Source organism: Streptomyces sp. CC224B (genome assembly GCF_030010595.1).
GTDB lineage: Bacteria > Actinomycetota > Actinomycetes > Streptomycetales > Streptomycetaceae > Streptomyces > Streptomyces longispororuber.
The window spans coordinates 14574-34424 of the sequence record NZ_JASCXL010000021.1; the positions used below are offsets into that span (position 1 = coordinate 14574).

Sequence of the window (19851 nt, forward strand, 5' to 3'; positions counted from 1 at the left end):
GGACCGCCGAAGCCCCTTCGGACCCGCCGGGCCCGCGGTGCGCTCAGGCCTCGGGGACCACAGGAGCCGCACCGGACCCGCCGTCCTCCCGGGCCCCGGGACGACCGGTGCCACGCCCGGCCCCGGGTGACCCGGAAGCGGTGACTCCGCGCCGCTCACCTGCGACAACAGTTTTCCGACGGCTTATGTCCTCCCCCTTTGGCACCGGAATTGTTAGGCTCGTGGTTTCGCCCACCCATAAGGGAACATCCTTCTGGGTAGGGCGATGCTTTGTATTCCCAGTACCTACGAGGAGCACCTGTGACCCAGACCAGCGAGAACGTCACCTGGCTGACCCAGGAGGCGTACGACAAGCTCAAGGAAGAGCTTGAGTACCTGTCTGGTCCCGCGCGCACCGAGATCGCAGCCAAGATCGCGGCGGCGCGCGAGGAGGGCGACCTGCGCGAGAACGGCGGGTACCACGCGGCCAAGGAGGAGCAGGGCAAGCAGGAGCTCCGGGTCCGCCAGCTGACTCAGCTCCTGGAGCACGCCAAGGTCGGTGAGGCGCCCGCCGAGTCCGGTGTGGTCGCCCCCGGCATGGTGGTGACGATCGCCTTCGACGGCGACGAGGACGACACCCTGACCTTCCTGCTGGCCTCGCGGGAGTACGCGAGCGACGACATCGAGACGTACTCGCCGCAGTCGCCGCTCGGCTCCGGCGTGAACGGCAAGAAGGTCGGCGAGGACGCGGAGTACGAGCTGCCGAACGGCAAGCTCGCCTCGGTGAAGATCCTGGAGGCCAAGCCCTACCAGGGCTGAGCCCACGACGCCCCCGAAGCCCCCGGCACGCACACCGCGCGCCGGGGGCTTCGCCGTGCCCGGGGGCTTCACGCGCGCCGGGTCCCGGCGCGTACCGGAGTCCCGCCGTGCGCCGGGGCCTCGGGCCCCCCCGGCCCGGGGGGGCCCGTGGGCCCTGGGCTCAGGCCGTGGCGGAGCGGTACTTGCGGACCGCGAGCGTACGGAAGACCACCAGGATCAGCACGGACCACAGGACGGACGCGAGCACCGGGTGCTGCATGGGCCACGCGTCCGGGGTCCGGAAGCCGGGCGGCAGGTTGCCGAACAGCTCGCGGCAGGCCTGGACGGTGGTGCTGAACGGGTTCCACTCGGCGATGTGCCGGAAGAACGTGGGCAGGTTGTTGGAGTCGACGAAGGCGTTGGAGATGAACGTCAGCGGGAAGAGCCAGATGAGCCCGCCGGACGTGGCCGCCTCCGGGGTGCGGACCGAGAGGCCGATGAGCGCGCCGATCCACGAGAAGGCGTAGCCGAGCAGGAGCAGCAGGCCGAAGCCGGCGAGGATCTTGGCGAAGTTCTCGTGCGAGCGCCAGCCGACGAGGAGCGCCACGAGGGCGAGGACGAGCAGCGTCAGGGCGGTCTGCACCAGGTCGGCGAGGGTGCGGCCGGTGAGGACGGCGCCCCGCGCCATGGGCAGCGAGCGGAACCGGTCGATGAGGCCCTTGTGCATGTCGTCGGCGATGCCCGCGCCCGCTCCGGCGGTGGCGAAGGTGACGGTCTGGGCGAAGATGCCGCCCATCAGAAACTCCCGGTAGTCCTGGGTCGAGAGCGAGCCGCCGACCTTGATCGAGCCGCCGAAGACGTACGTGAACAGCACGACGAACATCACCGGCTGAATCAGGCCAAAGAGGACCATTTCGGGAATTCTGGTCATGCGAATCAGGTTCCGCTTGGCGACGACGAGCGAGTCGCGGACGGACGATCTGATGCCGCCCGCGGGCCTGACGGCACGGGCGGTGTCGCTGAGGGCGCTCATCGGCCGGTCTCCTTCCTGGGCCGGTCCCCGGCGTCCGGCGCGGGGCTCGCGTCCGGCGCGGGGTCCCCGGTCGCGCGGCCGCCCGCTCCGGGGGTCCCGGCCGGGGTGGTGTCGGTGCCGTTCGTGCCCTCGGCCTCGGCCACGTGGCCGGTGAGGGAGATGAAGACGTCGTCGAGGGTGGGGCGGCGCAGGCCGATGTCGTCGATCTCGATGCCGCGGGCGTCCAGCTCGCGGATGACCTCGGCGAGCAGCTTGGCGCCGCCGGTGACGGGCACGGTCAGCTTGCGCGTGTGCTGGTCGACGGCGGTCTCGCCCTTGCCGAACCCGGCGAGGACCTGGGTGGCGGCGGCGATGCGGTCGCGGTCGTGCACCACGACCTCGACGCGCGCGCCGCCGGTCCGGGCCTTGAGCTGGTCGGAGGTGCCGCGGGCGATGACGCGGCCGTGGTCGATGACGCATATGTCGTGCGCCAGGTGGTCGGCCTCCTCCAGGTACTGCGTGGTCAGCAGGAGCGTGGTGCCGCCGGAGACCAGCTCCTGGATGACCTCCCAGAGGGCCTGGCGGTTGCGCGGGTCCAGGCCGGTCGTCGGCTCGTCCATGAACATCACCGGCGGCGAGACGACGAGCGCGGCGGCGAGGTCGAGGCGGCGGCGCATGCCGCCGGAGTAGGTCTTGGAGGGGCGGTCGGCCGCGTCGGTCAGCCTGAACCGCTCCAGCAGCTCGGCCGCGCGGGCCTTGGCCTGCCTGGCTGGCATCTGGTAGAGCTGGCCGACCATCTGGAGGTTCTCACGGCCCGTCAAGTACTCGTCCACGGCGGCGAACTGACCGGACAGGCCGATCGAGCGCCGCACCTCGTTCGGATGCTTCAGTACGTCGATTCCGGCGACGACCGCCCGGCCGCTGTCGGGGGTCAGCAGGGTGGTCAGACAGCGGACGGCCGTCGTCTTCCCCGCGCCGTTCGGCCCGAGGAGGCCGAGCACGGTGCCTTCCGGGACATCCAGATCGACGCCGTCCAGAGCCCTGACGTCGCCGAAGGTCTTCACCAGACCCTCGGCGTAGATGGCACCTGGCATGGGAGTCTCCCGTTGATAGGGGTGCTTGCCTAGCGAAAGCGTAGGTTCGCCGGGCCCGTCCCGCCCGGCATTGCGTGGAACGCGTCACACTCTAACGCGATACATCGCGTCCGTTCAAGGAGTTTCGGGCAGGCCTGTGGAAAACCCGGTCCGCCCCGCGACCGGGCCCCAGCCCGCCCCGCGACCGGACCCCGGCCGGGCCCGCCCGAGCCCCGTCCCACCCCGCCCGGCACCGCCTGCCCGGCGCCGCCCGCCCCGCCTCAGTCGAGGACCGTGTACCCCGCGTCCCGCAGCGCCGCGCCCAGCTCCGCGCAGTGCTCTGGCCCCTTCGTCTCCAGGTGCAGCTCCACCTCGACCTCCGTGAGGCCGAGCCGGGGGTCGGTGCGGACGTGACTCACGTCCAAGACGTTGGCGTCGGCCACGGACAGCGCGCCGAGGAGCGAGGCCAGGGCGCCGGGGCGGTCGGGCAGGCGCAGCCGCAGCGACAGGTAGCGGCCCGCCGCCGCCATGCCGTGGCGCAGGATGCGCTGCATCAGCAGCGGGTCCACGTTGCCCCCGGACAGCAGCGCGACGACCGGGCCCGCGAAGGCGCGCGGCTCGCTCAGCAGCGCCGCGACCGTGGCGGCGCCCGCAGGTTCGACGACCATCTTGGCCCGCTCCAGGCACAGCAGCAGGGCGCGCGAGAGCGCGTCCTCGGAGACGGTGACGACGTCGTCGACGAACTCCTCGACGAGCCGGAACGGCACCTCGCCGGGGCGGCCCACCTTGATGCCGTCCGCCATGGTCACCGGGTTCTCGATCGACACCGGGCGGCCCGCCGCGAGCGAGGGCGGGTACGCGGCGGCACCGGCCGCCTGCACGCCGACCACGCGGACGTCGGGGCGCAGCGCCTTGACGGCCACGGCGATGCCCGCCGCGAGGCCGCCGCCGCCCACACCGACGAGCAGGGTGCGCACCTCGGGGCGCTGTTCGAGGACCTCAAGGCCCACCGTGCCCTGCCCGGCGACGACGTCCGGGTGGTCGAAGGGGTGGATGAACACGGCGCCCGTGGTACGCGCGTACTCCTGGGCGGCGGCCAGCGTCTCGTCGACGACCTGGCCCTCCAGGCGCACCTCGGCGCCGTACTCGCGGGTCGCGGCGACCTTCGGGAGCGGGGCGCCGGCCGGCATGAACACCGTCGAGCGCACGCCGAGCAGCGAGGAGGCGAGGGCGACGCCCTGGGCGTGGTTGCCGGCGCTGGCCGCGACGACGCCCGCCGCGCGCTCCTCGGGCAGCAGCCCGGCGATGCGCACGTAGGCGCCGCGCAGCTTGAACGAACCGGTGCGCTGGAGGTTCTCGCACTTCAGGTGCACGGGGGCGCCGACGAGACCCGACAGGTACCTGCTGTTCTCCATCGGCGTCATCCTGGCCACGCCGCCCAGCATCTTGCGGGCGCCGCGTACGTCGTCCAGGGTCACGGCCGGCAAGGAGCGTGTCGTGCGGTAGCTCATGACCCGCAGTCTCCCAGTTCACGGCCGCCGCCTCCGGGTGTGCCCAAGCCGCGAGACGGGTTTGCGCAGCGCCGGTACGGGTAGCGCCCGGACCCCGTACCCTGTCCCCCAACCCACCACCCTTCCCATGAAGTGAGCCCACGGCCATGCCCACAACTCCGGACATGACGACCGCCAGCGATCCCGGCCTCCTCGATACGCTCCAGCACCAGGTAGCGGTGTTCGCGCGGCGTGCGGAGCAGACCCGCCTCGGCGGCGTAGGACAGGTCCGCAACTCCATGGACCGCGCCGCGTACCTCCTGCTCAACCGCCTCGACAAGGAAGGACCCATGGGCGTCAAGGCGCTCGCGGCCAGCATGGGCATCGACTCCTCGACGGTGACCCGCCAGGTCGCGCCGCTGGTCGACACCGGCCTGGTCAAGCGCACCTCGCACCCCGAGGACGGGCGTGCCGTGGTGCTCCAGCTCTCCCCGCGCGGCCAGTCCCGCCTGGACGAGGTGCGCTCCTCGCGGCGCGAGCTCATGGCCGAGCTCACGCAGGACTGGGCGCCCGAGGAGCGCGCCAGCTTCACCGCGCTGCTCACCCGTTTCAACTCCGCGCTGTCCGCGCGGCAGAGCTCCCAGGCGGTACCGGAACCGGTGGCGCCGGCCGACTCCTGAGCCCGGGGCCGCGGTTCGCCGACTGCCGCGGCCCCGGACCTCGTACGGGTCGCCCGCCGAAACGCTCGTCGCCGAGCGCCCGTACGAGGTCGTGGCTCATGACGACCACCCCGCGCCCGCGGCCAGAAGGCGCGGTTCCGCTCCTGCCGGGCTCTTGACCTGGGCACGGTGCCTGGCCTCAGATGAAAACCGGGTCCCCTACGCCGGACGGCGGGAGGCGCGGTGCGAGAGCGGCAGGCCGCCCAGCAGGCCCGCCGTGCCCGGGAGTTCCAGGCGTTCGTCGCGGGCGCGGCAGGGCGCCTTCTGCATGCCGCGACGCTGCTCACCGGTGAGGCCCCGGACGCCAACCCACGCGCGCGTGCCCTGCTGACCCGCTCCCTGGCCGCGACGTACGCCTCCTGGGACCGGCTGCGCGGCGAGGACCCCTACGAGCGCGCCCGTACGCACCTGGCCGTGCGCTACGCGCGCGGGGCCTGGCGCCACCGCGGCCGGGGCGGGCCGCTCGCCCGCCTGTCCCCCGTGGAGCGGCTCGTCCTGGTGCTGCGCCTCTACGAAGGCGTCGCCGAGGAGCAGACCGCGGCGCTGCTCGGGCTGCCGCTGGAGCGCGTGCGCACCGTGTCCGCGCGCGCCGTGACCGCGGTCCTGCACCCGCCCCGCGGGCCCGCGCCCGCGGCACCGCCCGCCCTGGGGGAGGCGACCTCGCCATGAGCCGGTCATGAGCCAGCAGGAGCGCCGCGAGGCCGCCGTACGCCTGCTCCTGGACGCCGGCGCGCCCGCCTCCGTGCCGCCCGGCCTGTACGCCGATGCGGTGCGGCGCGGCACGCGTGCCCTGCGGCGCCGGGCGCTGGCCCGGCGCCTGCTGTGGCTGCTGCTGCTCGCGGCGGCGGTGGCGTTCTGCGTGTGGGCGGTGACGGCGCAGCCGTGGGCGGAGCCGCCCTCGGAGACGACGCCGCCGCTCACCCGCTGGTAGCGGGGAGCGGCGGCGTACGCCCGGGCGGGCCGGTCAGCCCAGCGCCTGCTTGAGGTCGGCGAGCAGGTCGTCGACGGCCTCGATGCCCACCGACAGGCGGACCAGGTCGGCGGGGACCTCCAGGGCGGAGCCCGCCACCGAGGCGTGCGTCATCCGGCCCGGGTGCTCGATGAGGGACTCCACGCCGCCCAGGGACTCGCCCAGGGTGAACAGGCGCGCGCGGTTGCAGACCTCGACCGCCGCCTCCTCGCCGCCCTCGACCTGGAAGGAGACCATGCCGCCGAAGGCCTTCATCTGCTTGGCGGCGACCTCGTGGCCGGGGTGCGAGGCGAGGCCCGGGTAGAAGACGTTGGTCACGCGCGCGTGGCTGGTGAGCATCTCGGCGATCCGCGTGGCGTTCTCGCTGTGCCGGTCCATGCGGACGGCGAGCGTCTTGACGCCGCGCAGCACCAGCCAGGAGTCGAAGGGGCCCGCGACCGCGCCCATGGCGTTCTGGTGGTACGCCAGCTCCTCGCCCAGGGCGTCGTCGTCGACGACCAGCGCGCCGCCCACGACGTCCGAGTGGCCGCCCATGTACTTCGTCATGGAGTGCACGACGACGTCCGCGCCGAGGGCGAGCGGCTGCTGGAGGTAGGGGCTCGCGAAGGTGTTGTCGACGACCAGGCGGGCGCCCGCCTCGTGCGCCACGCGCGCGACGGCGGCGATGTCGGTGATGCCGAGCAGCGGGTTGGAGGGGGTCTCGACCCAGACGGCCTTCGTCTTCGGGGTGAGGGCCGCTCGTACCGCCGCCGGATCCGAGGTGTCCGCGACGGACCAGTCCACGCCCCACCGCGAGACGACCTTCGCGAAGAGGCGGAACGTACCGCCGTACGCGTCGTCGGGGATGACCACGTGGTCGCCGGGGGCGAGCAGCGCCCGCAGCAGGCAGTCCTCGGCGGCGAGGCCGGAGGCGAAGGCGAGGCCGCGGCGGCCGCCCTCCAGGGCGGCGAGGTTCTCCTCGAGCGCCGTGCGCGTGGGGTTGGCGCTGCGGCTGTACTCGTAGCCGCCGCGCAGCCCGCCCACCCCGTCCTGCTTGTACGTGGACACCTGGTAGATGGGCGGGACGACGGCGCCGGTGAGCGGGTCGGCGGTGTTGCCCGCGTGGATGGCGACGGTCTCGAAGCTCTGGCTGCTGTGCGAGTCACTCATGCGGCCCGAGCGTAGTGCGGCCGGGCGGCGCGGTCCGGCCGGGGCGGGGCCGGGCGGGCCCCGGGCCCCCGCTTTGGCCTGGGGAGGCGGCCAGGTTGGCCAATTGTCACAGGCGTCTGGTTCGCTTGAGGCATGGAGATTCTCTGGGTCCTGTTGGCAGTGGCGATGATCGGGGTGGTCCTCGGGCCGTTCCTGCTGCGCAGGCGCGGCGGCATCCGCCTGGTGCACCCCGGCGCCCCGGACGCCGCGGACCCGGCGAACTACGGCTTCGCGCGCCAGGAGGAGCTGGACATCCGCATGCCGGGCCCGGACCCGGACCTCGTCGAGGTGCTCGACCTGGTGCAGCGCACGCAGGACTGGCGCGGCGCCGCGCAGCTCCTGGCCGGCACCGAGGTGCACGGGGAGCAGCGCTGGCAGCGGGTGCAGGCCTTCGCGGGCGCGGCGTCCCTGGAGCTCAGGGAGCGGCCCGGCGGGGTGAGCGACACCCCGGGCGGGCAGTGGCTGCGGGTGTGGCGCGCGGAGGCCGAGAAGGACGCGGGCGGGGCGGCCGTGCACGCGGAGTTCCTGGTGCAGCAGGCGTGGCGCACGTCGCGGCCCGGCACGGACGAGTTCCGCATCATCCTGGAGGAGGCCAAGGCGGCCTGCGGCCAGGCCGCGCTGCTCTCCCCCGGCGACCCGATCCCGTACATCGTCGAGCTGTCCATCGCGCGCGGCCTCGCCTACCCGCGCGCGGAGTTCGAGCAGCTCTGGCTGAAGATCCTGGACCGCGCGCCCGCGCACATGGGCGCGCATCTGGCCGCGCTGCACTACTGGTGCGAGAAGTGGCACGGCTCCCGGGAGGAGGCGTACGCCTTCGCCGAGGCTGCCGCGGCGCGCGCGCCCGGCGGGTCCCTGCTCTCGGCGCTCCCCCTCTTCGCGGTGTACGAGCACCTGCCCGAGGTGACCACGGTGCGGAGCTTCTACCAGAGCGAGGTCGTCACCAAGGCCGTCGAGGGCGCCCTGTTCGCGGTGCACTCCGCCCGTCCCGACGACCCGATGCTCGCCCACGTCCGCCACCTGCTGATCTTCTTCCTGGTGCGCTGCGAGCGCTGGGGCGAGGCCATGCACCAGCTCGTGCACGTCGACGGCCACGTGGGCGCCCTGCCCTGGACCCTGTCCGCCGACCCGGCCGCGGACTACGCGCTGCACCGCGCGCTCGCGGTCGCCGGGTACGAGGCGAACGGCGGCAGCCCGGCGACACTGCCGCACTAGGCCCGACCACCCGGCCCGGCACGGCCGCCCAGCACGGCCGCCCGCCCATCCGCCCGCCCCGCCGCCGACCGGAGGCAGGAATTCCCGGCCGGTCCCGGACGTTGTGCCTCAGGCCGACACCCGCTCCAGGAGGACCCGATGATCTTCGGCCGCACGCCCGTGCTCCCGACCCCCGAGGAAGCCCTGAAGGGCCGCGAGACCCCCGAGTTCGAGGTCCCGTCCCGCCACACGGTCCTCGGCACCGCCCTCCTGGGCCCCTACCCCGAGGGCCTGGAGGTGGCGGACTTCGCCCTGGGCTGCTTCTGGGGCGCGGAGCGCAAGTTCTGGCAGACCGACGGCGTCTGGACGACCCTGGTCGGCTACCAGGGCGGCTACACGCCGAACCCCTCCTACGAGGAGGTGTGCTCCGGCCTCACCGGCCACGCCGAGGTGGTCCGCGTGGTCTTCGACCCCGCCAAGGTGACGTACGCCCAGCTCCTGAAGGTCTTCTGGGAGTCGCACAACCCCACCCAGGGCTTCCGCCAGGGCAACGACGTGGGCACCCAGTACCGCTCGGCGATCTACACCCACACCCCCGTCCAGGAGGCCGCGGCCGCCGCGTCCCGCGACGCCTACCAGCAGGTCCTCACGGCCGCGGGCCACGGCACGATCACCACGGAGCTGCTCCCGGCCGACGGCCGCCCCTTCTGGCCCGCCGAGCCCTACCACCAGCAGTACCTGGACAAGAACCCCGACGGCTACTGCGGCATCGGCGGCACGGGCCTGGAACTGTCCAGCCCGTCGCAGACCAACTGGGGCCGAGCCTGCCCGACGGGCATCGCGCCCGCCGGCGACTGACGCGACGACGGGACCGCCACCCATGCCCCACGCCCACGCCCCCGACGGCACCCCCCTCTCCTACGAAGTGCGCGGTTCCGGTGTGCCGTTGGTGCTGCTCAGTGGGCAGGCGAACAGTCGGCGGTGGTGGGATCCCGTCGTGGCGGACTTCGCTCGGGCCTTCCGGGTGGTGACCCTGGACTGGCGGGGGACCGGCGGGAGCGGGCGGCCCGACACCGACTCGTACAGCACGCGTGGTTTCGCCGACGACGTGGCGGCCGTGCTGGCGGACGCCGGGATCGGGCGGGCGCACGTGTACGGGACGTCGATGGGCGGGCGGGTCGCGCAGTGGTTCGCCGCCGAGCGGCCCGAGAGCGTGGCCCGGCTCGTGCTCGGGTGCACCTCGCCGGGGGCGCCGCACGGCGTGGAGCGCGGACCCGAGGTGCGGCGGGCGCTCGCCCAGCCGGACCAGGACGCCGCGGGGCGGGCGCTGCGGGAGCTGATGTACACCCCCGCGTGGCTGGCGGCGCGGGAGGCCGCCGGGCAGACGGAGTTCGCCACGCTGGGCGACCCGTCGATGCCCGGGCACGCCAGGCGGCGCCATCTGCGGGCCAGCGCCCGGCACGACGCGTGGGACGCGCTGCCGCGGATCAAGGCCCCGACGCTCGTGGTGCACGGGAGCGACGACGCCTTCAACCCGGCGGCCAACGCCCCGCTGCTCGCGGAGCGCATCCCGGACGCCCGGGTGCGGATGATCCCGGGCGCCCGGCACGCCTACTTCGAGGAGTTCGCGGAGGTGGCGACGCCGCTGGTGGTGGAGTTCCTCCAGCGGGGCGAGGACGAGTAGTCCCGAGCGCACTCGCCCCCGGCCGCCGACCCCCGCGAACCCCCTCCGGGCGCGCCCCGCGAGCGTCCTCGGGCCGCGCCCCGGTCACGCGTACCGGGTCACTGGTCACCGGTCAGCGGTCACCAGGCCCCCGGGCCACCCGGCCACCCGGCCCCCGGGTCACTCGTCCCCGGCGCCGTACGGCCTCGTGATGATCTCCAGGTTGTGCCCGTCGGGGTCCTCCCAGTAGACGCCGCGGCCGCCGTCGTTGGTATTGATCTCGTGCGGCCGCCGGTGGTACGGGTCCGCCCAGTAGCTCAGGCCCCGCTCCTTGATGCGGCCGAAGATCGTGTCGAACTCGTCCTCGGAGACCAGGAACGCGTAGTGCTGCGGCACGAACGGCTGGCCGTCGCCCTCGTAGAAGTCGAGCGTGACCCCGTTGGGGATCGTCACCGGGATGAACGGGCCGTACTGGTCGCCGACGTCGAGCCCCAGGATGTCGGCGAGGAACTGCGCGGACGCCTTCTTGTCGGTGGCGTGGACGATGGTGTGGTTCAGCTCGATGGTCATCGTGCGGACTCCCTCCGGTGCCCGGCCGGAAGGCGGGGCGGCGTGACCCGCCCGGCCCGCTCGGCCTGATGTCTGTACGACCTCTCCGTCGACGCCACCGACGCTACGGCCGGGCCGTGGCCGCCACATCCGTCACCGGGTCCGGAGCCGGTGCGCCCTTGGGTTTAGGGCTTGGGACCCAGGCAGTTTCCGGCCAGTCACCGCGCCGCCACCACCCGCACGAAGGGGCGGCCCCCACGCGGAGCCGCCCCCAGCCGTCGCACAGGGCGATCAGATCGTCGCCGTGTCGATCACGAAGCGGTACCGCACGTCGCTGCGCAGCACCCGCTCGTACGCCTCGTTGACCTGGTCGGCGCGGATCAGCTCGATCTCCGCGCCGAGGCCGTGCGCGGCGCAGAAGTCCAGCATCTCCTGGGTCTCGCGGATGCCGCCGATGGCGGAGCCCGCGAGGGTCTTGCGCCGCAGCATGAGCGAGAAGACGTTCAGGGAGACGGGCTCCTCGGGGGCGCCCACGTTGACGAGCGCGCCGTCCGTCCGCAGCAGCCCCAGGTACTTGTCGAACGGCAGCGGCGCCGAGACCGTGGAGACGATCAGGTCGAAGGCGCCCGCGAGCTGCTCGAACGTGGCCTCGTCGCTGGTCGCGTAGTAGTGGTCGGCGCCGAGCCGCAGCCCGTCGTCCTTCTTGCGCAGGACTGCGACAGGACGGTCACCTCGGCGCCCATCGCGTGCGCGATCTTGACGGCCATGTGGCCGAGGCCGCCGAGGCCGACGACCGCGACCTTCTTGCCGGGTCCGGCGTTCCAGTGCGCGAGCGGGGAGTACGTGGTGATGCCCGCGCACAGCAGCGGCGCGGCCACGTCCAGGGACAGGCCGTCGGGGATGCGCAGCGTGAAGGCCTCGTCGACGACGATCTGGGTGGCGTAGCCGCCGTAGGTGGGCTCGCCGTTCCTGTCGAGCGCGTTGTACGTCTGGATGTTGCCGCTCTCGCAGTACTGCTCCAGGCCCGCCTCGCAGGCCTCGCACGTACGGCAGGAGTCGACCATGCAGCCGACGCCGACGCGGTCGCCGACCGCGAACTTCGTGACGCCGGGGCCGACCTCGGCGACGACGCCCGCGATCTCGTGGCCGGGAACCATCGGGAAGATGCCCTCGCCCCAGCCGTCCCGGGCCTGGTGGATGTCGGAGTGGCAGATTCCGGCGTACTTGATGTCGATCAGCACGTCGTGCTCGCCGACGGCGCGGCGCGGCACGGTCGTGCGCTCCAGCGGCGCGGAGGCCGCGGGGGCGGCGTACGCGGGGACGTGCCGGGCCCCGGCGGAGGCGGAGGCGTCCGGGGAGGAGGTGGTCGTGGTGTGCGTGGTCTGTGCGGTCATGCTGCCGAGGCTGTCAGCGGCGCGCGGGGACACCCAGCCCTCCGTCGTGCCTACGCACGGTGTGCGTACCACTGGTGGTGGCAGGCTCGCGGACGGCCGAGCCTGAATACTGGAGCGTATGGAAGACAACGCCGCCGCCCCGGAAGGCCTCGACCGCCGTGCCGAGCTGAGCGAGTTCCTGCGCACCCGCAGGGCCCGCCTCCAGCCGCAGGACGTCGGCCTGACCGCCTACGGCAGGCAGCGGCGGGTGCCCGGCCTGCGCCGCGAGGAGCTGGCGCAGCTCGCCGGGGTGTCGGTGGCGTACTACACGCGCCTGGAGCAGGGCAACGGCCGCAACGTCTCGGCGGAGGTCCTGGACTCCATCGCGCGGGCCCTGCGGCTGAGCAGCGCGGAGCACGCGCACCTCACGCACCTCGCCAAGCCCACCGCGCACAAGAAGCGGCGCGGCGCGCCGGCGCAGCAGCTCCGGCCCGCGGTCCAGCAGCTCCTGGACGCGATGGACACCGTCCCGGCGTACGTCGGCGGGCGCCGCTCCGACATCCTCGGCTGGAACCGCATGGCGACCGCGGTGTTCGGCGACTGGGGCGCGCTGCCGCGCGAGGAGCGGAACTGGGCCCGGCTGGTCTTCCTCGACCCCGCGACGCGGGAGCTGTTCGCGGACACCTGGGACCAGAAGGCGTCGGACACGGTCAGCTTCCTGCGGATGGACGCGGGCTGCTACCCGAACGACCCCCGCCTCTCCGCGCTGGTCGGCGAGCTGTCCGTGAAGAGCGAGACCTTCCGCCGCCTGTGGGCGGCCCACGACGTGCGGGAGAAGAGCCACGGTGTCAAGCGCCTGCGCCACCCGCTGGTGGGCGAGCTGACCCTGTCGTACGAGACCCTGCGCCTCGCCGACGACAGCGAGCAGTTCCTGGTCACGTACCACGCGGAGCCGGGCACCCCGTCGGCCGAGTCCCTGCGCCTGCTGGCGAGCTGGACCGCCGACGCGCCCGTGCCGCGGGACGACCGGGTCTCCTGACGCCCGGCGGCACGCGAAGGCCCACCGGCGTAACGCGACGCGGCGCCGACGGGTACTGGCGACCAGTGATCGACAGCCCGTTCGGCGCCGCGCCCCGGAACGACCGGCTCACGCGTTCAGGAAGCCGGGTGGGTCACTTCCCGTAGTACGCGTTGTAGACCGACAGCGTCGACTTGTTGCCCTTCTTGTCGGTGACCTTGGCGTGGAAGGAGATGCCCTTGCCCGCGGCCGGGTTCTTCACCGAGATCCTGCCGTTGTCGACGTCCACGGGCTTCCAGTTGCGCCCGTAGTCGTAGCTGATCCAGACGGCGAGGGACTTGAGGTTGTTCCCGGCCGCCGCGCCCTGCACCGTCACCGGGATGGACTGCTTCTTGTCCGCGGGCGCGCGGCTGTCCAGGCCCACGGCCGCGTTGAAGCGCACCCCGGAGGCGGGCAGCTTGGTGAGCGCGGTGGTCTTCTTCGACCGGAAGGTGTAGCTCGCGTCGATCCGCGTGGAGGCCGCGGCCACCGCGACGCTGCGCTTGACGGACGTGGACAGCTGGTACTGGGCGTCCCCGGCCGGCACCTCGAACACCTCGCCGGTCAGCGGGTCGGTGTTCTCGTCGTACTGCGTGCCGTTGTGCTTCAGGGTGGTCTTCACCGAGGTGTACAGCGAGCCGCCCGCGTGCGTCTGGCCGTCGGCGAACAGCGGCAGGTAGCCGGAGATCTCGTTGCCCTTGCGGAAGACGCCGTAGTCCCCGCCGAGCCGCGGCCCGAAGACGGCGGTGTTGAAGGTCTTGCGGTACGTCTTGTCCGCGGCGAAGGTCTGCGGCGCGCCGAGCGTGTACGTGGCCTCGGTGACCGGGGCACCGTCCTCGCCGGCGGCACCCTGCTGTTCGAACTCCAGGCCCCACTTCACCTTGTCACCCGTGGACAGGTGCAGGGTGCGGGTGCCGGGCGCCTTCTGCGGGACGCCGATCGCCAGCGCGCCGATGTCGCCGGGGAGCGTGCCGTTGGCGACGACCACGCCCTTCTTCCCGCTCGACGAGGCGCCGAGGCCGACCTTCACCGTGGCGAGGTCGGACTCCTTGTAGTGCTTGGTGAAGCCGGTGGCGAAGCGGGTGACCTTGCCGCCGGGCAGGACGTCGTACTCGTCCTTCGCGCCCCGCGTCCAGTGCGTGCCCCAGAGCTGGTGCAGCGAGCCGTCGGTGACCTTCGGGCCGAGGTGCGCGGTGCGGAACCCCTGGTAGGACGGGAGGAGCCAGCCCACGCCGGTCTCGATCGCGTCGTTGGAGACCACCCACAGCGGGGCCGCGAGCTCGGGCGTCGCGTCGGCGGCCGGCACGGTGACGTCCACCGGCTTCGCCGTCCGCGCGTCGGCCGTCACCGTGGTGTTCCCGGTGACGTTCAGCTTCGGCTGGACGACCCAGTCGATGCCCTTGGCGGCGTCCTCCGGGTCGGCGTAGATCCCGGCGTCGAGGACGTAACCGCCCTTGGGGACGCGGACCTTGGCGGTGCCGGACGGGTCGTAGACGTTGATGTCCCGGTTGGCCGTGTCCTTGGTGACGCCGATCAGGGACGTGCCGTAGTACTTCGCCGGCTGTCCGTCGCGGCCGACGTGCTTGACCGTCACGTCGTACGACTCGACCTCGCGGTCGACCGCGGCGGCGGTGCGCACGCTCTGGCCGCCACCGGTCGCCGTGACGTACGCGGAGTACGTGCCGTCGAGGCTCCCGCCCAGCCGGGTGTCACTGGTCAGGTCCACGGCGGCGGTGCCGCCCGCGGGCACCGTGACCTTCTTGGCGGCGAGCGTGAAGAAGCCCGCGGGCGCGGGGGCGCCCTTGGGGCCGGTGGCCTTGAGCGCCAGGTCGAGGGTGACGTCGGCGGTGCCGAGGTTCCGGTACGTGAGCTTCTTGGTGACGGGCTTGTCGTCGGTGTGCGGCCACGCCTGGGTGCCGAAGCTCACCGACACCGGGTCGGCGATCACGGTCTGCTTGATCGCCCTGTCCACGGCGATCCGGCCCGAGCCCTGCTGGAACGGCGTGTACGCGCCGCCCTTGGCGGACGCCGCCAGGGCGCCCTTCAGCTCGGCGTACGTCCACGTCGGGTGCTGCTGCTTGAGCAGCGCGGCGGCGCCCGCGGCGTGCGGGGTCGCCATCGACGTGCCGGAGATCGTCAGATAGCCCTCGGGCTTCTGGCCGACCTCCTTCTCGATGTCGCTGCCCGGCGCGGCGGCCGCGGTGATGTCCACGCCCGGGGCGGTGACGTCCGGCTTGATCGCGCCGTCGCCGATCCGCGGGCCCTGGCTGGAGAACTGCGCGAGCTTGTCCTTGTCGTCGACCGCGCCGACGGTCAGGGCCTTGTCCGCGCTGCCCGGCGAGCCGACCGAGGCGGGGGCCCCGTCGTTCCCGGCCGCGATCGCGAAGAGGATGCCCTTGTCCTCGGAGACCTTGTCGACCGTGGCCTCCAGCGGGTCCACGCCGGGCGTGTCGCCGCCGCCGAGGCTCAGGTTCACCACGTCGGCGCCCTGGGCGGCCGCCCACTCGATGCCCGCGATGATCCCGGAGTCGTCGCCGGAGCCGTCGTCGCCGAGCACCTTGCCGTTGAGGATCTTCGCGCCCGGGGCGACGCCCTTGTACGCGCCGTTCTTGGCGCCCGTACCGGCGGCGGTGGAGGCGACGTGGGTGCCGTGGCCGACGCGGTCCTTGGTGTCCGGGGACGGGGTGAAGTCCTCGGCGGCGACGACCTGGTCCTTGAGGTCCGGGTGGGTGGCGTCCACGCCGGTGTCCAGGACGGCGATCTTCACGCCCTTGCCGTCGTACCCGGCCTGCCAGGCCTTGGGGGCGCCGATCTGCTTGACGCTCTTGTCGAGGGTGGCCTTGCGGGTCCCGTCGAGCCAGACCCGGCCGATGCCGGACGCGGTGGTGCGGTCCGCGCCCCGCTCGGCGGTGAGCGCCTCCCACAGCTTCGCCGCGTCCCGCTGCGGGGTGCGCACGGCGTCCGCGTTGAGCGTCCTCAGGGTCCGGCGCACCTCGGTGCCGCCCGCGTCGCGGACCTCGGCCTTCGCCCCGGCGGCGGCGCCCCGGTAGGCGACGATGACCTTCAGGCCCTTCTTCTGGGCCCGGCGGGTGCTCTTCTCGCTCAACTCGGTGAGGTCGAAGAGGCGCTGGTCGAGCTTGCCGTCGGCTATCAGGCGGCGCGCGTCGGCCGGGACCAGGAGCGTGTGCCCGTCCCTGCGGCTGGTCTGCACGGGGATGTGCTCGCGCCCCTTGGCCGGGTCGAACGCGGTGACGCGCCCGGTGGCGTCCACCGTGACCCGGTCCCCCGTGAGGAGCGTGAGGTGGTGACGTACCGGCGCCACGGCGGCGTCGCGACCGGTCGCGGTGGCGGAGCCGGGCCCCGCCTGGGCCGGGCTGCCGGGCCCCGCCTGGGCCGGGCTGGTCATGCCCGCCGCCAGCGCCACCGCCGCCGCGGCGGCGACGGTGGCCGCCCCCGCACGCCGCGCGGTGACCGGTCTTGCTGCTTTCTTCACTTGTCTGAGCAAGTTTCCCCCTCAAGGTGAAAGCTCTGAGTCACGCAGTATGTCGAGGGGGACGATATCCGTTCAACTATGGTGCAGATGCGAATAGTTGAGGTTGTTGGCCAGGATCCCACGGTTCCGCAACACCGCGGACACGCGGCGGGGACGCCGCGCGACCCCCGCGGCGCGGGCCCCGGACACGGCACGGGCCCGCACCCGGGTGGGGTGCGGGCCCGTGCGCGGGGACCGTGCGAGGGGGCGGATCAGACGGCGGAGCCGGCCTTCCACTCCGCCCAGCTCATGTTCCAGCCGTTGAGGCCGTTGTCCGGGGCGATCGTCTTGTCGCCGGTGTTGCGGACGTCCACGACGTCACCGGTGATCGAGTTCCGGAAGAACCAGGAGCCCGGGGTCGACTTGTCGTTCGCGCCCTTGGCGTCCTTCAGGCCGATGCAGCCGTGGCTCGTGTTCGCGTTGCCGAAGATCGACGACGAGCCCCAGTAGTTGCCGTGGATGAAGGTGCCGGAGCTGGACAGGCGCATGGCGTGCGGCACGTCCTTGATGTCGTACTCGCCCTTGCCGTCGTCGTCCGTGAAGCCGACCGTCGCGCCGTTCATCCGGGTCTCCTTGAACTTCTCGGAGATCACCATCTTGCCGTTGTACGTCTTGTTGTCCGGCGAGCCGGCCGAGATCGGGATGGTCCTGATGACCCTGCCGTCCCGCATGACCTTCATCTGCTTGGTCTTGGCGTCCACCACGGACACCTGGTTGCGGCCGATCGTGAACCGCACCGTCTTCTGCTGTACGCCGTACACGCCGTCGGCGCCCTCGACGCCGTCCAGGGCCAGCTTCAGCGTGACGGTGGAGTTGCCCTTCCAGTAGTCCTTCGGGCGGAAGTCCAGGCGCTGGTTGCCGAACCAGTGGCCGACGACCTCCTGGCCGCTGCTGGAGTTCACCGTGATGTGCGACTGCACGGCCTTCTTGTCCGTGATCGCCTTGTCGAAGGTGAGCGACACCGGCATGCCCACGCCCACCGTGGAGCCGTTCTCCGGCGTGAAGCTGCCGATGAAGCTGTTGGCCTTCGACACGGTCGTGAACGAGGAGTTCTCGTGCGCCTTGCGGCCCTCGGAGTCCGCCGCCGTCACGCTGATCCGGTACCGGGTGGCGCGCTCGAGCTGCGCGCTGGGCTTCCAGCTCTTCTTGTCCGCGGATATCTTCCCCGCGACCGCGGCGCCGTCCTCGCCCGTCATCACGACCTTCGTGAGCGTGCCGTCGCTCACGGACACCTTGGCGTCGTTGTTGATGCCCGCGTTGCCGGAGCCGTTCTTCGGCGCGATCTCGATCTTGGCGGCCGAGGTCTTCTCCGCCGCCGCCTCGTCGACCTGGTTCTGCGACTCCTTGCCGCCGGAGCCGTCCTTGCCGTCGTCACCGCTACAGGCGGAGAGCACGAGCACCCCGCCGACCAGGGCGGACACGGCCGTCAGACCCCTGCGCCGCTTACTGTCCGTCATTCCACGCATCTCCATCGTTGCCGAATACCCAAGAAAGTCCGAGGGTCCCCGTAGTCCCGCCTAACGCTGTGCCCGTCCACCCCGTTCCAAATCCACCCACATTGTGGGGAACACCACGTCCGGCGGTGCGGCCGGGACGCACGCGCCACCCGAAGACGGCGGAGCCCCGGACGGCGGCCGCCGTCCGGGGCTCCCGGTCCCGCGGCCCGTGACCGGTCCGCGCCGCCGCGCCTAGAGCTCCTCGCCGTCCTCGGCGTCATCATGCTCGTCCGGGTCCCAGTCCGGCGAATCGGGGTCGTAGTCGATCACCTCGCTGCTCCAGGACGCCTGCGCGAGTTCGATCCCGGGCAACTCCTTGACCAGGTCGTACGGGTCCACGAGGTAGGCGAGTGCCTCCGCCGCGTCGTCCTTGACGGCCCCCTCGGCGTGCTGCCGCTCGTCCTCGGGCAGGTGCGGGTCGTCGGCGAGGCGCTTGAGGGCGGCCTCGCCCAGGCGGCCGGAGCCGTCCACCTCCACGACCAGTTCGGTACGTAGCCGGACAAACCGTGATGTCTCGTTCATGCTCATGCGACGGAGGGTACGACCATGCGCGGGCTCGACTTCCGCGCGACCCGCGCCTTTCATTAGCATCGCCCCATTGGCATCGCCCAAGCGGCCAATTCGCCCGCAGCACAAGGGGGATCCGCATCCCGTGACCGCACGTCGCACCCTGTTCACCGCAGCCACAGCCGGAGCCCTGCTGAGCGCCCTGTGGTTCGTCCCCTCCGCGAAGGCGGCCCCGTCCCCGGAGCAGCGCCACGCCGTCGCGACGCAGGCCGCCTCCGAGGACCGCCTCGCCGACTCGGGCGGCGTCGACACCACGCCGTACGTGGTCGGGGGCACGGCGTCCCTGGGGCTCGGGGCGGGGTTCCTCGCGTACGGGGTGAGACGCGAGCGCGTGGCGCTGCGCTAGGCCACGCGCGGGGCCGTCACGCCGCCACCGCCCAGCCGTCGGCGGGCCGGGCCGCCGCCAGCTCGAACCACAGCAGCTTGCCGTCGCCCACGGGGTGCCCGCCCCACGCGTACGCGTAGTGGCGGACGAGGAAGAGCCCCCGGCCGCCGTCGGCCTCGGCGCCCGGGACACCCGGCGGGCAGGCAGGTCGTGTGCGACCAGGACGGCGCGCAGCGTGGCCCGGGCGATACGGGGCGACCGGGGGTCGCGGGGCAGGTGGAGGGTGTACGACCACGCCGGGGCGGACGTCGGGGGTTCGGTCGGGGATACGGTGGCCATCGTCGAAGTCGTGCCGCCCCTGCGGCAGTACGAGGTGGAGCACCGCCTCAGCCACCGCATCAAGCGACAGGGGCACTCCGCATCGGATTCGGCGGACCCACGGTCACTCGAGCCCAGTTGCGTCACCTCCTGGAGATGAGCGAACTCCCCAACGTCACCTTCCGCGTGATCCCCTTCGGTCAGGCCTCCTTCCCCGGCTCCGGCCAGTCCGTGGACTACGTCATGGAGCCTGTTCCGCAACTCGACACCGTGCTACTGGACACGCATCAGGGCTCCGAATTCCTGGACTCAGAGCCGGAGCTGGCCGGGAGGGTTCACCTCCGGGAAAGCGACGCACCCGGTGTCGTCCTCACCACCGGGGCCGACCAGTTCCGGGCCCTTCTCGGTGCGCTGCGGCAGCAGTCTGCCGGTGGGCGGCGGTGACCAACTCGCGTGACCTGGGTTGATGCCCGCGAGAGGCTGCCGCGGGACGGTATGCCGGTGGCAGCGGCGGTCACGGGGCGGTACCCGGCCGACAGCTATGGGCCCGA

18 protein-coding genes and 3 pseudogenes are annotated in these 19851 nt (G+C 72.8%); 11 read left to right on the forward strand and 10 right to left on the reverse strand.

Annotated elements, in window-relative coordinates:
• The first annotated feature begins 300 nt into the window (after window positions 1-300).
• A complete protein-coding gene (greA, locus tag QK440_RS10840; RefSeq protein ID WP_282792822.1) occupies window positions 301-798 on the forward strand; it encodes a transcription elongation factor GreA in 498 nt (165 codons plus the stop codon).
• 160 nt (window positions 799-958) lie between these two features.
• Here the strand turns inward: greA and QK440_RS10845 are convergent, their stop codons facing one another.
• The 3 genes from QK440_RS10845 to ilvA all read right to left on the reverse strand — a co-directional run bounded on the left by QK440_RS10845 (window position 959) and on the right by ilvA (window position 4373).
• Window positions 959-1810: an ABC transporter permease gene (locus QK440_RS10845; protein WP_282792823.1), complete on the reverse strand. Its 852-nt coding sequence runs from the start codon at window positions 1808-1810 to the stop codon at window positions 959-961.
• The gene (locus QK440_RS10850; protein WP_282792824.1) at window positions 1807-2883 is read right to left on the reverse strand and encodes an ATP-binding cassette domain-containing protein; all 1077 of its coding nucleotides are present in this window, start codon (window positions 2881-2883) and stop codon (window positions 1807-1809) included. The genes QK440_RS10845 and QK440_RS10850 overlap by 4 nt, the downstream gene beginning before the upstream one ends.
• A gap of 260 nt (window positions 2884-3143) precedes the next feature.
• A complete protein-coding gene (gene ilvA / locus QK440_RS10855) occupies window positions 3144-4373 on the reverse strand; it encodes a threonine ammonia-lyase (protein WP_282792825.1) in 1230 nt (409 codons plus the stop codon).
• 146 nt (window positions 4374-4519) lie between these two features.
• Between ilvA and QK440_RS10860 the strand changes: the two genes are divergently transcribed.
• The 3 genes from QK440_RS10860 to QK440_RS10870 all read left to right on the forward strand — a co-directional run bounded on the left by QK440_RS10860 (window position 4520) and on the right by QK440_RS10870 (window position 6002).
• Window positions 4520-5032: a MarR family transcriptional regulator gene (locus QK440_RS10860; RefSeq protein ID WP_282792826.1), complete on the forward strand. Its 513-nt coding sequence runs from the start codon at window positions 4520-4522 to the stop codon at window positions 5030-5032.
• A gap of 222 nt (window positions 5033-5254) precedes the next feature.
• Window positions 5255-5740 carry a sigma factor-like helix-turn-helix DNA-binding protein gene (locus QK440_RS10865; RefSeq protein WP_282792827.1) on the forward strand — a complete coding sequence of 162 codons (486 nt, stop codon included), beginning with the start codon at window positions 5255-5257 and terminating at the stop codon, window positions 5738-5740.
• 7 nt (window positions 5741-5747) lie between these two features.
• Window positions 5748-6002 carry a hypothetical protein gene (locus QK440_RS10870; protein ID WP_282792828.1) on the forward strand — a complete coding sequence of 85 codons (255 nt, stop codon included), beginning with the start codon at window positions 5748-5750 and terminating at the stop codon, window positions 6000-6002.
• 33 nt (window positions 6003-6035) lie between these two features.
• On the opposite strand, the gene QK440_RS10875 is transcribed toward QK440_RS10870, so the two are convergent.
• Complete coding sequence (locus QK440_RS10875) at window positions 6036-7190, reverse strand: cystathionine gamma-synthase (RefSeq protein ID WP_282792829.1); 1155 nt, start codon at window positions 7188-7190, stop codon at window positions 6036-6038.
• 132 nt (window positions 7191-7322) lie between these two features.
• Here QK440_RS10875 and QK440_RS10880 point away from each other — a divergent pair, with 132 nt between their 5' ends.
• The 3 genes from QK440_RS10880 (at window position 7323) to QK440_RS10890 (ending at window position 10104) form a co-directional block, all read left to right on the forward strand.
• Window positions 7323-8441 carry a hypothetical protein gene (locus QK440_RS10880; RefSeq protein ID WP_282792830.1) on the forward strand — a complete coding sequence of 373 codons (1119 nt, stop codon included), beginning with the start codon at window positions 7323-7325 and terminating at the stop codon, window positions 8439-8441.
• A 138-nt stretch (window positions 8442-8579) separates the two neighbouring features.
• Entirely contained in the window at window positions 8580-9278 is a 699-nt protein-coding gene (msrA, locus tag QK440_RS10885; protein ID WP_282792831.1) for a peptide-methionine (S)-S-oxide reductase MsrA, read from the forward strand.
• A gap of 22 nt (window positions 9279-9300) precedes the next feature.
• Window positions 9301-10104: an alpha/beta fold hydrolase gene (locus tag QK440_RS10890; RefSeq protein ID WP_282792832.1), complete on the forward strand. Its 804-nt coding sequence runs from the start codon at window positions 9301-9303 to the stop codon at window positions 10102-10104.
• A gap of 159 nt (window positions 10105-10263) precedes the next feature.
• Here the strand turns inward: QK440_RS10890 and QK440_RS10895 are convergent, their stop codons facing one another.
• Together QK440_RS10895 and QK440_RS10900 are read right to left on the reverse strand one after the other, a co-directional pair.
• Window positions 10264-10653 (reverse strand): VOC family protein, encoded by a 390-nt coding sequence (locus tag QK440_RS10895; protein WP_282792833.1) that lies wholly within the window; start codon window positions 10651-10653, stop codon window positions 10264-10266.
• 270 nt (window positions 10654-10923) lie between these two features.
• Window positions 10924-11918 (reverse strand): annotated as a pseudogene (locus QK440_RS10900) (NAD(P)-dependent alcohol dehydrogenase).
• Window positions 11919-12144: 226 nt separating this feature from the next.
• On the opposite strand from QK440_RS10900, the gene QK440_RS10905 reads away from it, so the two are divergent.
• Window positions 12145-13044 carry a helix-turn-helix transcriptional regulator gene (locus QK440_RS10905; protein WP_282792834.1) on the forward strand — a complete coding sequence of 300 codons (900 nt, stop codon included), beginning with the start codon at window positions 12145-12147 and terminating at the stop codon, window positions 13042-13044.
• A 133-nt stretch (window positions 13045-13177) separates the two neighbouring features.
• Here the strand turns inward: QK440_RS10905 and QK440_RS10910 are convergent, their stop codons facing one another.
• The 3 genes from QK440_RS10910 to QK440_RS10920 form a co-directional block, all read right to left on the reverse strand.
• Window positions 13178-16468, reverse strand: coding sequence for a S8 family serine peptidase (locus QK440_RS10910; RefSeq protein ID WP_282792884.1), 3291 nt, complete (start codon window positions 16466-16468; stop codon window positions 13178-13180).
• 338 nt (window positions 16469-16806) lie between these two features.
• Window positions 16807-18051: an Ig-like domain-containing protein gene (locus tag QK440_RS10915; protein WP_282792835.1), complete on the reverse strand. Its 1245-nt coding sequence runs from the start codon at window positions 18049-18051 to the stop codon at window positions 16807-16809.
• 231 nt (window positions 18052-18282) lie between these two features.
• Window positions 18283-18618, reverse strand: coding sequence for a hypothetical protein (locus QK440_RS10920; protein ID WP_282792836.1), 336 nt, complete (start codon window positions 18616-18618; stop codon window positions 18283-18285).
• A gap of 124 nt (window positions 18619-18742) precedes the next feature.
• On the opposite strand from QK440_RS10920, the gene QK440_RS10925 reads away from it, so the two are divergent.
• Entirely contained in the window at window positions 18743-19003 is a 261-nt protein-coding gene (locus QK440_RS10925) for a hypothetical protein (protein WP_282792837.1), read from the forward strand.
• A gap of 16 nt (window positions 19004-19019) precedes the next feature.
• Here QK440_RS10925 and QK440_RS10930 read toward each other — a convergent pair whose 3' ends face one another.
• Window positions 19020-19376 carry an ATP-binding protein gene (locus tag QK440_RS10930; protein ID WP_349239282.1) on the reverse strand — a complete coding sequence of 119 codons (357 nt, stop codon included), beginning with the start codon at window positions 19374-19376 and terminating at the stop codon, window positions 19020-19022.
• On the opposite strand from QK440_RS10930, the pseudogene QK440_RS10935 reads away from it, so the two are divergent.
• Together QK440_RS10935 and QK440_RS10940 are read left to right on the forward strand one after the other, a co-directional pair.
• Window positions 19329-19624 (forward strand): annotated as a pseudogene (locus tag QK440_RS10935) (Scr1 family TA system antitoxin-like transcriptional regulator); the annotation flags it as partial. The gene QK440_RS10930 and the pseudogene QK440_RS10935 sit on opposite strands and share 48 nt — an antisense overlap.
• 129 nt (window positions 19625-19753) lie before the next feature.
• Window positions 19754-19840: pseudogene (locus tag QK440_RS10940) on the forward strand (amine oxidase); the annotation flags it as partial.
• Between the last annotated feature and the right edge of the window lie 11 nt (window positions 19841-19851).